This is a genomic window from Streptomyces sp. NPDC088810 (assembly GCF_044750305.1).
GTDB lineage: Bacteria > Actinomycetota > Actinomycetes > Streptomycetales > Streptomycetaceae > Streptomyces.
The window spans coordinates 337,075-350,407 of record NZ_JBIVJQ010000003.1 but is presented as its reverse complement, the minus strand read 5'-3'; the positions used below and the strand labels follow the sequence as shown (position 1 = coordinate 350,407).

Annotated in this window: 14 protein-coding genes; 8 read left to right on the top strand and 6 right to left on the bottom strand. The window is 73.6% G+C overall.

The window, feature by feature from the left end; genetic code table 11:
- The first annotated feature begins 4 nt into the window (after window positions 1-4).
- Window positions 5-1,495: an MFS transporter gene (locus ACIP4Y_RS12430; RefSeq protein WP_358645839.1), complete on the top strand. Its 1,491-nt coding sequence runs from the start codon at window positions 5-7 to the stop codon at window positions 1,493-1,495.
- 73 nt (window positions 1,496-1,568) lie between these two features.
- The gene (locus ACIP4Y_RS12425) at window positions 1,569-1,853 is read left to right on the top strand and encodes a DUF6332 family protein (RefSeq protein ID WP_401391449.1); all 285 of its coding nucleotides are present in this window, start codon (window positions 1,569-1,571) and stop codon (window positions 1,851-1,853) included.
- On the opposite strand, the gene ACIP4Y_RS12420 is transcribed toward ACIP4Y_RS12425, so the two are convergent.
- The 3 genes from ACIP4Y_RS12420 to ACIP4Y_RS12410 all read right to left on the bottom strand — a co-directional run bounded on the left by ACIP4Y_RS12420 (window position 1,814) and on the right by ACIP4Y_RS12410 (window position 4,474).
- Window positions 1,814-2,479: a response regulator gene (locus ACIP4Y_RS12420; RefSeq protein WP_401391446.1), complete on the bottom strand. Its 666-nt coding sequence runs from the start codon at window positions 2,477-2,479 to the stop codon at window positions 1,814-1,816. The genes ACIP4Y_RS12425 and ACIP4Y_RS12420 overlap by 40 nt on opposite strands.
- Window positions 2,476-3,696 carry a sensor histidine kinase gene (locus ACIP4Y_RS12415; RefSeq protein WP_401391443.1) on the bottom strand — a complete coding sequence of 407 codons (1,221 nt, stop codon included), beginning with the start codon at window positions 3,694-3,696 and terminating at the stop codon, window positions 2,476-2,478. Before ACIP4Y_RS12415 ends, ACIP4Y_RS12420 begins: the two co-directional genes overlap by 4 nt.
- A gap of 82 nt (window positions 3,697-3,778) precedes the next feature.
- Entirely contained in the window at window positions 3,779-4,474 is a 696-nt protein-coding gene (locus tag ACIP4Y_RS12410; RefSeq protein ID WP_401391440.1) for a TetR/AcrR family transcriptional regulator, read from the bottom strand.
- A gap of 145 nt (window positions 4,475-4,619) precedes the next feature.
- Here ACIP4Y_RS12410 and ACIP4Y_RS12405 point away from each other — a divergent pair, with 145 nt between their 5' ends.
- Entirely contained in the window at window positions 4,620-5,075 is a 456-nt protein-coding gene (locus ACIP4Y_RS12405) for a nitroreductase family deazaflavin-dependent oxidoreductase (protein ID WP_401391437.1), read from the top strand.
- On the opposite strand, the gene ACIP4Y_RS12400 is transcribed toward ACIP4Y_RS12405, so the two are convergent.
- Entirely contained in the window at window positions 5,065-6,315 is a 1,251-nt protein-coding gene (locus tag ACIP4Y_RS12400) for a geranylgeranyl reductase family protein (protein WP_401391434.1), read from the bottom strand. The two genes, ACIP4Y_RS12405 and ACIP4Y_RS12400, sit on opposite strands and share 11 nt — an antisense overlap.
- A gap of 130 nt (window positions 6,316-6,445) precedes the next feature.
- Between ACIP4Y_RS12400 and ACIP4Y_RS12395 the strand changes: the two genes are divergently transcribed.
- Entirely contained in the window at window positions 6,446-7,801 is a 1,356-nt protein-coding gene (locus ACIP4Y_RS12395) for a dipeptidase (RefSeq protein WP_401391431.1), read from the top strand.
- Between the two features lie 62 nt (window positions 7,802-7,863).
- Window positions 7,864-8,592 (top strand): MBL fold metallo-hydrolase, encoded by a 729-nt coding sequence (locus tag ACIP4Y_RS12390; protein WP_401391428.1) that lies wholly within the window; start codon window positions 7,864-7,866, stop codon window positions 8,590-8,592.
- Here ACIP4Y_RS12390 and ACIP4Y_RS12385 read toward each other — a convergent pair.
- Both ACIP4Y_RS12385 and ACIP4Y_RS12380 read right to left on the bottom strand, forming a co-directional pair.
- Window positions 8,562-9,605, bottom strand: coding sequence for an NUDIX domain-containing protein (locus ACIP4Y_RS12385; RefSeq protein WP_401391425.1), 1,044 nt, complete (start codon window positions 9,603-9,605; stop codon window positions 8,562-8,564). The genes ACIP4Y_RS12390 and ACIP4Y_RS12385 overlap by 31 nt on opposite strands.
- 154 nt (window positions 9,606-9,759) lie before the next feature.
- Entirely contained in the window at window positions 9,760-9,951 is a 192-nt protein-coding gene (locus ACIP4Y_RS12380; RefSeq protein WP_401391422.1) for a hypothetical protein, read from the bottom strand.
- Between the two features lie 89 nt (window positions 9,952-10,040).
- Between ACIP4Y_RS12380 and ACIP4Y_RS12375 the strand changes: the two genes are divergently transcribed.
- The 3 genes from ACIP4Y_RS12375 to ACIP4Y_RS12365 all read left to right on the top strand — a co-directional run bounded on the left by ACIP4Y_RS12375 (window position 10,041) and on the right by ACIP4Y_RS12365 (window position 13,199).
- A complete protein-coding gene (locus ACIP4Y_RS12375; protein WP_401392502.1) occupies window positions 10,041-10,433 on the top strand; it encodes a hypothetical protein in 393 nt (130 codons plus the stop codon).
- A gap of 162 nt (window positions 10,434-10,595) precedes the next feature.
- The gene (locus ACIP4Y_RS12370) at window positions 10,596-10,925 is read left to right on the top strand and encodes a hypothetical protein (RefSeq protein ID WP_401391420.1); all 330 of its coding nucleotides are present in this window, start codon (window positions 10,596-10,598) and stop codon (window positions 10,923-10,925) included.
- A gap of 234 nt (window positions 10,926-11,159) precedes the next feature.
- The gene (locus ACIP4Y_RS12365; protein ID WP_401391417.1) at window positions 11,160-13,199 is read left to right on the top strand and encodes an NPCBM/NEW2 domain-containing protein; all 2,040 of its coding nucleotides are present in this window, start codon (window positions 11,160-11,162) and stop codon (window positions 13,197-13,199) included.
- Window positions 13,200-13,333: the final 134 nt, after the last annotated feature.

Below are 13,333 nucleotides of genomic sequence, written 5' to 3'. Positions count from 1 at the left end.
CGCCATGACCTCTCCGCTCACCACCTCCGCGGCCCCGTCCCCGGCAGGCCGCTGGACTCCCCGGCTGTGGGGCACCCTGCTGGTGCTCTGCGCCGCGATGTTCCTGGACGCGCTGGACGTGTCGATGGTCGGCGTGGCACTGCCGTCCATCGGTGCCGACCTCGGTCTGTCCACGTCGACCCTGCAATGGGTCGTCAGCGGCTACATCCTTGGCTACGGCGGCCTGCTCCTCCTCGGCGGCCGGACCGCCGACCTGCTCGGCCGGCGCCAGGTGTTCCTGGTCGCGCTCGGCGTCTTCGCGCTGGCCTCGCTGCTCGGCGGGCTCGTGGACTCCGGCCCGCTGCTGATCGCCAGCCGCTTCATCAAGGGCCTGAGCGCGGCCTTCACGGCACCGGCGGGCCTGTCGATCATCACCACGACGTTCCCGGAGGGCCCGCTGCGCAACCGCGCCCTGTCGATCTACACCACCTGCGCCGCCGCCGGTTACTCCATGGGCCTGGTCCTCTCCGGCCTGCTCACCGAGGCCAGCTGGCGGTTCACCATGCTGCTGCCCGCCCCGGTCGCCCTGCTGGCCCTGCTCGTGGGCATGAAGCTGCTGCCGCGCAGCGAGCGCGAACGCGACCACGGCGGCTACGACGTCCCGGGCGCCGTCCTCGGCACCGCCTCGATGCTGCTGCTGGTGTTCACCGTCGTCCAGGCGCCCGAGGCGGGCTGGGCCTCGGCCCGGACGCTGCTGTCCTTCGTCGCCGTAGGCGTCATGCTGGTCGCCTTCGTGCTCGTCGAGCGGCGCAGCCCGAGCCCGCTGGTCCGGCTCGGGGTGCTGCGCTCCGGTCCGCAGGTCCGTGCCCAGCTGGGTGCGTTGACGTTCGTGGGCAGCTACACGGGGTTCCAGTTCCTGGTCACGCTCTACATGCAGCAGGTGCTGGGCTGGTCGGCCCTGCACACGGCGCTGGCGTTCCTGCCGGCGGGCGCGCTGGTGGCGCTCTCCGCGACCAAGGTCGGGGACATCATCGACCGGTTCGGGACCACGCGGCTGATCGTGCTCGGGTTCGTCCTGCTGACGGCCGGATACGTGCTGTTCCTGCGCATCGACCTGCACCCGGTCTACGCGGCCGTGATCCTGCCGACCATGCTGCTGGTCGGCTCGGGCTTCGCCCTGACCTTCCCGTCCCTCAACGTCCAGGCCACCAACGGCGTGGAGGAGCACGAGCAGGGCATGGTCTCCGGTCTGCTCAACACCTCGGTGCAGGTGGGCGGCGCGATCTTCCTGGCCGTCGTGACGGCGGTGGTGACCGCGCACGCTCCCGCGAAGGCCACCCCGCAGGCCGTCCTGGACAGCTACCGCCCCGGCCTGGTCGTGACCGCGGTCATCGCCGTCGTGGGCCTGCTGCTGTCGCTCTCCGGACTGCGCCGGTCCGGTGCCGGCCGGTCCGTCGTGGTCGCCCAGTCCACCGTGAAGGAGGCGGAGACGGAGCGCGTACCGGTCCGCGACTAGGGGGACCGCCTCCCCGCGTGCGCCCGGCCGGAGTTGCTTGCTCCGCCGGGCGCACGTCTGTGAAACTGACGGAATGTACGCATACGGGGGCCGCCGTACCAGGGCGGAGCAGGACGCGGCGACGGTCGAGATCGGGTACGCGCTGGTCAGCGCCGCGTTCGCGGCGGCGGTGCTGTTCGGGGCCGTGGCCGGGCCCACGTTCCTCTTCGACCTGCCCGGCCCGGTGTCCACGGTTCTGCTGCGGCTCGGCATGACGGTCGCGCCGCTCGTGTTCGTGGCCCGCGTGGTCAGCGTGCTGGTGCGTTTCCGGCAGTCGGCTCAGCCCAGCCAGCCCGGCCGCACCAACCCCGACTCGTAGGCGAGGACGACGAGTTGGGCACGGTCCCGGGCGCCCAGCTTCACCATGGTCCGGCTCACGTGGGTCTTGGCGGTGAGCGGGCTGACCACCAGCCGGCGGGCGATCTCCTCGTTGGACAGGCCGATGCCGACCAGGGCCATCACCTCCCGCTCCCGCTCGGTGAGCCGGGCGAGCGCGTCCGCCGTCGCCGGCTGCTTGGAGCGGGCCGCGAACTCGGCGATCAGCCGGCGGGTCACACCCGGCGAGAGCAGCGCGTCGCCTGCGACCACCGCCCGTACGGCGCGCAGGAGTTCGTCCGGCTCGGTGTCCTTCACCAGGAAGCCGGAGGCGCCCGCGCGGATCGCCTCGAAGACGTACTCGTCCAGTTCGAAGGTGGTGAGCATGACCACCCTCACCTCCGCAAGACCCGCGTCCGCGGTGATGCGCCGGGTCGCGGCCAGGCCGTCCAGCTGTGGCATGCGGATGTCCATGAGGACGACGTCCGGCCGCAGTTCGCGCACCCGGCGCAGCGCCTCCTCGCCGTCGGCGGCCTCGCCGGCCACCTCGATGTCCGGCTGCGCGTCGAGCAGCGCCCTGAAACCGGCCCGCACCAGCGACTGGTCGTCGGCGAGCAGTACCCGGATCACTGGTCCTCCCTGAGGTGCGACGGCAGCACGGCGAGTACCCGGAAGCCGCCGTCGGGGCGCGGGCCCGCCTCGATGGTGCCACCCAGCGCGGCGGCCCGCTCCCGCATGCCGGCCAGCCCGTGCCCGCTGCCCCCGGCGTCCGCGCCGGTCGCCGGTCCGTCGTCGTCGATCCGCAGCCGCAGCACGCCGTCGCCGTACCCGAAGCGCACGCGCGCGTGCCGCGAACCGGAGTGCCGTACGACGTTGGTGAGGGCCTCCTGCACGATGCGGAAGGCCGCGAGGTCGGCGCCGGGCGGCAGCCGGGGCGGCTCGCCCTCGGTCTCGACGGTCAGGCCGGCCGCCGCGGCCTGTTCGACCAGCTCCGGCAGCCGGTCCAGGCCCGGTGCGGGGGCGCGCGGTGCGGCGCCCGGCGCGCGCAGGGTGCCGAGGACCTGGCGCACCTCGCCGAGCGCCTCCTTGCTGGCGGCCTTGATGGTGGTGAGCGCGGACCGCGCCTGCTCGGGGTCGGTGTCGAGCAGCGCGAGGCCCATGCTCGCCTGGACGTTGATGACGGAGATGCTGTGCGCGAGGACGTCGTGCAGCTCGCGGGCCATGCGCAGCCGCTCCTCGTCCGCGCGCCGGCGCGCCGCCTCGGCCCGGTCCGCGCGCTCCCGCGCCCACTGCTCGCGCCGCACCCGGACCAGCTCGGAGAGGGCGGCGACGGCCACCACCCAGGTCGCGATCACGATCTCCTGGCCCGGGCCCGCGGCGCGGTCCCCGGCGGGCGGGAGCCAGTGGTACAGCCAGAGCGCGACCAGGAGGTGTCCGGCCCACAGCAGTCCGACGGCGGTCCAGGCGGCCCGCCGGTGCCCGGCGACGACCGCGCCGAAGCAGCCGACCGCGACGGCCAGGAAGACCGGCCCGTAGGGGTAGCCGAGGACGAGGTAGGCCAGGGCCGCCGCCGCCGTGCCGTACGCCACGGCCACCGGGTGGCGGTGCCGCCACAGCAGCGGGACGGACGCGGCGAGCAGCAGCACACGCGCGTAAACGTCGAGGGGCACCCGGTCCGGCTGGCCGTGCTCGGCAAAGGTGGTACCGATCAGCACGAACGCGGTGAGCAGCGCGGTGGAGCGCCAGGGCAGGCGGGCGCGGTGCGCCTCGGGGTCGTCCGGGCGGTGGCGCCACGGGGGCCCGTACCGCCACCCGCGCCAGGGGCCGCCGCCGTGCTGCTCTTCCATGCGGGCCACGCTAGACGCCGACGGGCCGGGGCGGCGTCGGCCGGGCGGGGTGATCAGGCGTACTCCCCGGGGAGTACGCGGTTCACGCGCGGGTGAGGCCCACCCCCTCGCCGAGCCGGCCGACCGCGTGCCGGAAGAACGTCTCGCGGTCCTCCACGACCCGGTTGAACTGCCCGAACAGCTCGAAGCCGATCAGTCCGAACAGCTGGGCCCAGGCCGCCACCATGTGTGCGGCCACCTCGGCCGGCAGATCGGGGGCGAGGTCGGCGGCCATCCGCTCGGCCTCGGGCCGCAGGGCGGCGGGGAGCGGCGGGGCGGCCAGGCCCCCGGGGCTGCGGTGGGCGTCCCGGAGGATGCCGATGAGGGCCAGACCGACACGGGAGGCGGCCCGGACGGTGGTCTGGGGGGCGGAGTAGCCGGGCACGGGTGAGCCGTAGATCAGCGCGTACTCGTGCGGGTGGGTGAGCGCCCAGCCGCGCACCGCCTCGCACACGGCCGTCCAGCGGGCCGGCGGCGGGACGTCGGCAGCGGCGTCCCGGGCCTGTTCGGCCGCCTCTCCGAGGGAGTCGTAGGCGTCGATGATCAGGGCGGTCAGCAGATCGTCCCGGCTGGGGAAGTAGCGGTACAGGGCCGACGACACCATGCCCAGCTCGCGGGCGACGGCCCGCAGGGAGAGCTTCGCCGCGCCCTCCGCGGCCAGTTGTCTGCGTGCCGCGTCCTTGATGGCCGCGGTGACTTCCTGCCTGGCCCGCGCGCGGGCGCCCTGTGCGGTGCTCATACCAGCAGTGTGCCACGTGGGAGAGCGGTGCACACAAACAAGAGCGGTGCAACAAAAAGAGAGCACCGCTCTTGCTTGGAAGCACTTGTCTGCCCCACACTGAAGCCAAGCGAGAGCACCGCTCTCTCACACCGTGGGGGTCACCATGTCGTCGTCTTCGCCGTACTACCTCAAGGGCAGCCCGCTCAACGTCCGCCTGAACAGCGTGATCGGCTGGCTCGCCCGGCACGGGCTCAGCCTGGCGGGCACCGCCGAGATGTCCGTGCCCGGCCGCAAGAGCGGCAAGATGCAGCGCATCCCGGTCAATCCGCACCGCTACGACGGCGGCCGGTACCTGGTCTCGGCGCGCGGCCACTCGCAGTGGGTGCGCAACATGCGGGCCGCCGGCGGCGGGGAACTGCGCGTGGGCCGCACGGTGCGCGCCTTCACCGCGGTGGAGCTTCCCGACGCGGAGAAGCTCCCGATCCTGCGGACCTACCTGGAGAAGTGGGGCTGGGAGGTCAACCAGTACTTCGCCGGGGTGACCGCCAAGTCCTCCGACGAGGAGATCATCGCCTGCGCCGGGGACCACCCGGTCTTCCGTATCACCGTCACGGACTGACGGGTTCCTCCGCCGGAGCGGCCTGCCCGGCCGGCCCCCGGTCCAGCGCGGTCAGCGCGCGCTGGGCGATCGGGTGGGCGCGGACGAGCTCGCCCAGCGAGGTCGAGCCCTGCGTGATCTCCCGGAACGCCCGCCAGGCAGGGCGGAAGCCGGTGAGGGCCGCGTGGAAGAGTCCGGGGCGCTTCTCGAACACGCCCAGCAGCCGCTTGCCGACGGCCATCTCGACGCCGAGTCCGGCCTTGACCGCGAAGGCGTAGTTCAGGGCCTGGCGCCGGGTGTCCACGGCGTCGTGCGCCTCGGCGATGCGGACCGCCCACTCCCCCGCCAGCCGGCCCGAGCGCAGCGCGAAGGAGATGCCCTCGCGGGTCCACGGCTCCAGCAGCCCGGCCGCGTCCCCGCAGACCAGCACCCGGCCCCGGGACAGCGGGGAGTCGTCGGCGCGGCAGCGGGTCAGGTGCCCGGAGGAGAGGGACGGCTCGAAGCCGGCGAGGCCCAGCCGGGCGATGAAGTCCTCCAAGTACCGCTTCGTTGCGGCGCCTTCACCGCGCGCGGAGATCACGCCGACCGTGAGCGTGTCGCCCTTCGGGAACACCCAGCCGTAACTGCCCGGCATCGGGCCCCAGTCGATCAGGACCCGCCCCTTCCAGTCCTCGGCGACCGTCTCCGGGACCGGGATCTCCGCCTCCAGGCCGAGGTCCACCTGGTCGAGCTTCACACCGACGTGCGCCCCTATCCGGCTGGCGCTGCCGTCGGCACCGACGACCGCGCGGGCCAGCACGGTCTCCCCGCCCTGCAGGACCACGGCGACCGTACGGCGGTCCGGCACCGCCGAGCCGTGCTGCTCGACCCGCTGGACCGTGACCCCCGTGCGCAGCTCGGCGCCCGCCTTCTGGGCGTGCTCGACCAGCTGCTGGTCGAACTCGGCGCGGTTGATCAGTCCGAACAGCATCTGCTTGGAGCGGCGGGTGCGGGTGAAGCGGCCGTTGTGGGAGAAGGTGACCGCGTGCACCCGGTCCCGGAAGGGCAGCTCGAAGCCGGGCGGCAGCGCGTCGCGCGAGGGGCCGATGATGCCGCCGCCGCACGTCTTGTAGCGGGGCAACTCGGATTTCTCCAGCAGGAGCACGCGCCGTCCCGCGACCGCCGCCGCGTAGGCGGCCGAGGCGCCCGCGGGGCCCGCGCCGACCACGACGACGTCCCACACCCGCTGCACGTCGTCCGCCGAAGAATTCTCGCCGCTCACGATGGTCTACCGCTCCGATCAAGCCGCTGCCAAGTGTCCCTCGCATCCTACGGCGGCCGTCCGTGCAGGCCGCTGTGCGAGGATCGGTGTACTCACCCCGTACAACGTCGCACCCACGAGGAGCGTGCCCATGCCGACGAATCCGCTCGCCGAGACCGTCGCCTCGCTGCTGCCCCGGGCCAAGGCGGAGCTGACCGAACTGGTCGCCTTCAAGTCGGTGGCGGACTTCACGCAGTTCCCGAAGAGCGAGAGCGACGCCGCCGCGGGCTGGATCGCCGACGCGCTGCGCGCCGAGGGCTTCACGGACGTGGCCCTGCTGGACACCCCGGACGGCACGCAGTCGGTGTACGGCTACCTGCCGGGCCCGGCGGGCGCGAAAACGGTTCTCCTCTACGCGCACTACGACGTGCAGCCCCCGCTGGACGAGGCCGGCTGGACCACCCCGCCCTTCGAGCTGACCGAGCTCGACGGCCGCTGGTACGGCCGCGGGACCGCCGACTGCAAGGGCGGCTTCATCATGCACCTGCTCGCGCTGCGCGCCCTCAAGGCCAACGGCGGCGTCCCGGTGCACGTCAAGGTGATCGTGGAGGGCTCGGAGGAGCAGGGCACGGGCGGCCTGGAGCGGTACGCCGAGCAGCACCCCGAGCTGCTGGAGGCGGACACGATCGTGATCGGCGACGCGGGCAACTTCCGGGTCGGCCTGCCGACGGTGACCACCACGCTGCGCGGGATGACCCTGGTCCGGGTGCGGATCGACACCCTGGCCGGCAACCTGCACTCCGGCCAGTTCGGCGGTGCCGCCCCGGACGCGCTGGCCGCGCTGGTCCGGGTCCTGGACTCGCTGCGCGCCGAGGACGGCTCGACCACGGTCGACGGCCTGGACGCCACGGCCCGGTGGGACGGCCTGGAGTACACCGAGGAGCAGTTCCGCGCGGACGCCAAGGTGCTGGACGGCGTCGAGCTGATCGGTGACGGTTCGGTCGCCGACCGCCTCTGGGCCCGCCCGGCGGTCACCGTCCTCGGCATCGACTGCCCGCCGGTCGTCGGCGCCACCCCGTCGGTGCAGGCGAGCGCCCGCGCCCTGATCAGCCTGCGGGTGCCGCCGGGCGTGGACGCGGCGGAGGCCACCAAGCTGCTGCAGGCGCACATCGAGGCGCACACCCCGTGGGGCGCCCGGGTCACCACCGAGCAGATCGGCCAGGGCCAGCCGTTCCGCGCCGACCCTTCGAGCCCCGCCTACCAGGCGATGGCCGACGCGATGGCGGTGGCCTACCCGGGCGAGACCATGAGTCACGCCGGCCAGGGCGGTTCCATCCCGCTGTGCAACACGCTCGCCGGTCTCTACCCGCGCGCGGAGATCCTGCTGATCGGCCTGAGCGAGCCGGAGGCGCAGATCCACGCGGTCGACGAGAGCGTGTCCCCCGAGGAGCTGGAGCGGCTGTCGGTCGCCGAGGCGCTGTTCCTGCGCAACTACGCGGCGGGCTGAACCGTTCTGCCGACGGCAGAGGGCCCTCGTCCCCGGGCGGGGGCCCTGCCTACGGTCGGTGCATGGATGTCATCGAACTGCTGCCCCGCCTGCACCTGTTGCGCTTCCCGGTCGGCCAGGCCTACCTCTGGCACGACGACGCCGAGCTGACCCTGATCGACGCGGGCACGATCGGCTACGGCCGGGCCGTCGCCGACGCCATCACCGCGCTGGGGCGCGCCCCGGAGGACGTACGACGTGTCGTGCTGACCCACTTCCACGAGGACCACGTGGGCGCCGCGGGCGAGTTCGCCGCGCTGAGCGGGGCCGAGGTGCTGGCCCACCCCCTGGACGCACCGTTCGTCCGCGGTGAACGGCCGGGTCCGCCGCCGCGGTTCGAGGAGTGGGAGCTGCCGATCCACGCCGAGGCGGTCCGGCAGCTGCCCGAGGGACCGCCTCTGCCGCCGTCCTCGGTCACCGAGGTGACGGACGGGGACGTACTCGGTTTCGGCGGCGGCGCGCACGTGGTCCACGTCCCGGGGCACACGGACGGCAGCATCGCGCTGTTCCTGCCCGCCGAGGGCGTGCTGTTCACCGGGGACACGGTGGCGTCGGCCGACGGCATCCCGATGCCGGGGGTGTTCAACCTGGACCGGCAGCAACTCCTCGCTTCGGTACGGCGGTTGGCCGGTCTCGGCGCGGAGGTGGCCTGCTTCGGCCACGGCGATCCGGTCATGAGCGGCGCCGCCGCCGCGCTCCGCTCGATCGTCGAGGCGCCGGGTCAGCCGACCGGCACGCCGGCCTCCAGGTAGAGGGCGGTGCCCCGCTCGCGGGCGCGCAGGGCCCAGCGCAGGCGTTCGTAGCGGACCGGCGGCAGCATCGCGGCGGCCTCCTGTTCCGTGGCGAACCGCCAGCCGCGCAGCTCGGGGCCGGGCAGCAGCACCCGGGACGCCTCGCCGGACTCCAGCCGGCCGCCGTCGAACAGCAGCCGCAGCCCGCCGAAGCCGGGCGGGGCGGGCCGTTCCCAGTCCACGACGAGCAGCCGGGGCACCTCCCGCAGCCGTATCCCGGTCTCCTCGGCGACCTCGCGCATCCCGGCGCGGGCCGGCGCCTCGCCCCGCTCGACCACGCCGCCGGGGAACTCCCAGCCGGGCTTGTAGGTGGGGTCGACCAGCAGCACGCGGTCCCGCTCGTCGAAGAGCAGCACCCCGGCGGCGAGCGTCTCGGCGGTCGGCTCCGGGGTCTGCACGATGTCGCAGGCGGGTACGGCACCGCTGCCGACGGCGTCGGCGATGCGGACGGCGGTCTCGTACGCGGTGAGCGCGCTGGTGTCGACCGGGTGGGCGTCGGCGGTGAGCCAGGAGGCGAGAGCGGCGCGGTAGGGCTCGATGTGGTCGTACGACCACTGCCGTATGCGTATCTCGCCGTCGGGCAGGCCGGGCGGGATCTCCCGCCCGGCTATCCGCTCGCGCAGGATCGTTTCGGCCGGGGCGAGCAGCAGATGGTGCACGGTGATCCGGCGGGCGGCGAGGCCGCCGAAGATCTCGTCGCGGTACTCCTGGCGGAGCAGGGTCATGGGCACCACCAGGGTGCCGCCCAGCTCGGCGAGCATCGCGGCGGCGGTGTCGACCACCAGCCGGCGCCAGATCTGCAGGTCCTGGAAGTCGCCGACCTCGGCGAGGCGCTTGGGCGGCAGCAGGTGCGTGAGCGCCCCGCCGATGACCTCGGGGTCGAAGAGCGCGCTGTTCGGGATCAGTTCGATCAGTTCACGTGCGGTGGTGGTCTTCCCCGCACCGAACGCGCCGTTGATCCAGACGACGGTCACGGACTCCCCCTCTTGTGTTGGCCCCCTGAGGCTTGCCCGCTCCACCCTGCCACGGAAACCCCCCGCCGTTGAGGGCGCCTGTCCGCGCGCACACCGGGGTGCCGGCGCCCCCTGCGGCGGGGGCACCGGCACGCACGCCGTACGCCGTGGGGGGTTACTCGTGTCGGAGGGCGCCGTGGTCGACGTCCAGGCTGTCCTGGGCGACGAGGCGGCCGGCCGAGTCGAGCGTGTCCGAGACGTTGAGGTCACCGCGGGGTCGCTCGTCCGCCGCTTGGGGCGGGGTGACGGCGGCCACGACGAATCCGGTGGCGAGGGTGGCGAGGGCGAGCATGCTGCGTTTCTTCATGCGCTGATCAACTGCGCGCACGGCCAGGAGTCACGCGGGAGACCGCGTTTTGCTCGGGTCGGGGAGTGCGAAAGCTCGTGGCCCGGGTGATGGGCCGGAGGATAGGGTCCGGGCAGCCCGGTGCCACCGGCACCGTGCGACCCGACCGACCGCCAGGAAGGCGACAGCCATGCCGGGCCTGGCCGCCCCGGCTGCCGGAACAGCCGACCTTCTATCCGGTGCTGAACGAGAACTACGCGATCCGCATCGCCCGGGACTGGAACGTCAAGCACGACGGCGCCGGCTACGTCACCCGCTTCGAGGTCGACACCGCGTTCCTCGCCCGCTACCCCGCCCGGCAGGCCGGTGGCGAGACGATCCTGGAGCTGTGGGTGCCCGCGGAGGAGCTGTCCCCCGGGTCCGGCGCCCTCGCCCGGGAGTACGTCGAGGACGTCGTACGGTCCGGCGAACGGTTCGTCCGGAGCGCGGCCGGCCTGTCCTAGGCCGGGCTGCGGGCCCCCTCCGGACCGGCCACGTGGACGCGCGGCCATGTGCTCGCGCATGTCCGGCAGGTGAACCGGCCGAGGCTCTCCCGCAGCAGGCCGGCGTGCCGGCCGGCGGGCAGCACGGCGTCGCGCACGGGCGCACGGCCGGTGCCAGGCCGGATGGCGCCAGCCGGCCAGTGCCGGCACGATCCGGTCCCAGGCCGCTACGGGCGTACCGGTTACCTGCTGCTGCGCTGTCTGCGCGAGCTGGAGACGCACCACCTGGACCTCGGCGACGGGTACGGCAGCGAGAACTGGCCGGAGCGGTACGTGCGGTGGGCGCTGGACGACACCCTGGGCACGCTGCGGGAGCAGGCTTTCCCGCTCGCCTCCGCGGCGGCCACCGACCTCGGCACGGGCTGGGCCCCGGCGGAGGACGGCGCGTCGGTCGCCGGGGCCGGACACCGGCCGCTCGGCTGGCTCACCGGCAGGCTGACCGCCGGGCGCTGATCGTGGCCGGCCCGGCGGGGTCGCCGTCCCGGCCGCCCCTCTGGCCGCAGCCGCCACTGCCCGGCTGGGGGCGAGTCGGCGAGGTGCCGTAGCGGGCCGAATGAACATTTCCGCACGGCCCAACCGGATCGGCTCCGCCCCCTTCCAACACACTCCGACACGTCCTACCGTAAACGCGCACAGATGACGCGTACATGCCGTCATCCCGGTTCGCGAGTCGGAGGAACGTCAACGATGCGTCACCCTCACACCCGCACGACCCGCACCACCCACCGAAAACTGGCCGCAGCGCTCACCGCCGGGCTGTTGTGCGCGGCGGGCCTCGCCACCCCCGCCCTGGCGGCCCCCGCCGAGACCCCGGCGGCACCGGCCGCCCCCGCCCTGGGCGACGGGCTCGCCCTCTCCCCGCCGATGGGCTTCAACAACTGGAACTCCACACACTGCCGCGCCGAGTTCAACGAGTCCATGGTCAAGGGCATCGCGGACCTCTTCGTCCAGAAGGGCCTGAAGGACGCGGGCTACCAGTACGTCAACCTGGACGACTGCTGGGCCCTGCCGAACCGCGACGCCGACGGCAAGCTGGTGCCCGACCCCGTCCGGTTCCCCAACGGGATCAAGGCGGTTGCCGACTACGTCCACGCCAAGGGGCTCAAGCTCGGCATCTACACCAGCGCCGGCACCAAAACCTGCAACAGCGCGGGCTTCCCGGGCGCCCTGGGCCACGAGTACAGCGACGCACGGCAGTTCGCCGGCTGGGGCGTGGACTACCTGAAGTATGACAACTGCAACAACCAGGGCGTGGACGCCAAGCAGCGCTACCGGACCATGCGGGACGCACTGAAGGCGACCGGCCGCCCCATCGTCTACAGCATCTGCGAATGGGGCGAGAACAAGCCCTGGGAATGGGCCGCCGACGTCGGCCACCTGTGGCGGACCACCGGTGACATCAGCGACAGCTGGAGTTCGATGCTGTCGATCCTCAAGCAGAACCTGCCGCTCGCTCCGCACGCCGGCCCCGGCCACTGGAACGACCCCGACATGCTGGAGGTCGGCAACGGCGGCATGACGGACACCGAGTACCGCTCACACTTCTCGCTCTGGTCGGTCATGGCCGCACCGCTGCTCATCGGCACCGACCTGCGCAAGGCCTCCCAGGCGACCTACGACATCCTGGGCAACAAGGAGGTCGTCGCCGTCGACCAGGACCCGCTCGGCAAGCAGGGCACGGTCGTCTCCTCCGCGGGCGGACGCTGGGTCGTCGCCAAGGAGATGAAGGACGGCAGCCGCGCGGTGGCCCTCTTCAACGAGTCCGGCACCGCCCAGCGGATCGTCACCGGCGCCGGCGCCGTCGGCCTGCCCGCCGCCGACGGCTACACCCTGCGCGACCTGTGGCAGCACCGCACGTACAACACCGCCGGCACCATCGCCGCCACCGTCCCCGCCCACGGCACGGTCCTGCTGCGCGTCCAGGCCGACCCGCGCTGGGCCGCCCAGCCGCCCGCCGTCGAACTCGGCGCGGACGGCAGCCCGTTGCTGGAGGCGGCCACCCCGGCCACGCTGACCAGCACCGTCACCGACCTCGGCCGCACACCCGCGCAGCAGGTGTCCGTGACACTGACCGGCCCCGCCGGCTGGACCGTACGGGCCGCCTCGGCGACTACGGCAGCCGCCCTCCCCACCGGCGGCACGCTGCGCACCGACTGGCGGGTGACCGCCCCGGCCGGCACACCGACCGGCACCTACGGCCTCACGCTGCGGACCAGTTACCGCTCACCGTCCGGGACGGCGGTCAGCAACGAGGTCCCGCTGACCGCGTCCGTCGTCGTGCCGCCGCCCGGCGGGACGTCGTACCTCGGCGACCTGCCCCGGCTGTCGGCGGCCAACGGCTGGGGGCCGGTGGAGCGCGACACCAGCAACGGGGAGAGCGCCGCCGGCGACGGCCACCCGCTCACCGTCGGCGGCACGGTGTACGCCAAGGGGCTCGGCGTCCACGCGCTCAGCGACATCTCCTTCTACACCGGCAAGGCCTGCGAGAAGGTCACCGCGGACGTCGGCGTGGACGACGAGAAGGACACGAAGGGCACCGTCGCCTTCGAGATCTGGGCGGACGGCACGAAGGCCGCGTCCACCGGCGTCCTGACCAACGCGATGCCCGCCCGGTCGCTCAGCGCCGACATCACCGGCGCCGAGGTGGTCCGGCTCGTCGTCACCGACGGCGGCGACGGCATCGACTCGGACCACGCGGACTGGGCGAACGCACGGCTCAGCTGCTGAACCGCCCCCGCGGCGGGGCCGGGAACACCCCGGCCCCGCGACCGCTCGACGAGGCGGCTGGTCCGCCCCGCCGGCCAGGTGACGGGCCGCCGTCCGCCGCCGAGGCGCCCAGGGGGTGTTTCTGGCAGCCGACC

Bases quoted from the DNA above. Each gene is read 5' to 3' on its own strand.
- ACIP4Y_RS12430 (WP_358645839.1), top strand. From the start codon at position 5: ATGACCTCTCCGCTCACCACCTCCGCGGCCCCGTCCCCGGCAGGCCGC.
- ACIP4Y_RS12425 (WP_401391449.1), top strand. From the start codon at position 1,569: ATGTACGCATACGGGGGCCGCCGTACCAGGGCGGAGCAGGACGCGGCG.
- ACIP4Y_RS12415 (WP_401391443.1), bottom strand. From the start codon at position 3,696: ATGGAAGAGCAGCACGGCGGCGGCCCCTGGCGCGGGTGGCGGTACGGG.
- ACIP4Y_RS12410 (WP_401391440.1), bottom strand. From the start codon at position 4,474: ATGAGCACCGCACAGGGCGCCCGCGCGCGGGCCAGGCAGGAAGTCACC.
- ACIP4Y_RS12405 (WP_401391437.1), top strand. From the start codon at position 4,620: ATGTCGTCGTCTTCGCCGTACTACCTCAAGGGCAGCCCGCTCAACGTC.
- ACIP4Y_RS12395 (WP_401391431.1), top strand. From the start codon at position 6,446: ATGCCGACGAATCCGCTCGCCGAGACCGTCGCCTCGCTGCTGCCCCGG.
- ACIP4Y_RS12390 (WP_401391428.1), top strand. From the start codon at position 7,864: ATGGATGTCATCGAACTGCTGCCCCGCCTGCACCTGTTGCGCTTCCCG.
- ACIP4Y_RS12380 (WP_401391422.1), bottom strand. From the start codon at position 9,951: ATGAAGAAACGCAGCATGCTCGCCCTCGCCACCCTCGCCACCGGATTC.
- ACIP4Y_RS12375 (WP_401392502.1), top strand. From the start codon at position 10,041: ATGGGCCGGAGGATAGGGTCCGGGCAGCCCGGTGCCACCGGCACCGTG.
- ACIP4Y_RS12370 (WP_401391420.1), top strand. From the start codon at position 10,596: ATGGCGCCAGCCGGCCAGTGCCGGCACGATCCGGTCCCAGGCCGCTAC.
- ACIP4Y_RS12365 (WP_401391417.1), top strand. From the start codon at position 11,160: ATGCGTCACCCTCACACCCGCACGACCCGCACCACCCACCGAAAACTG.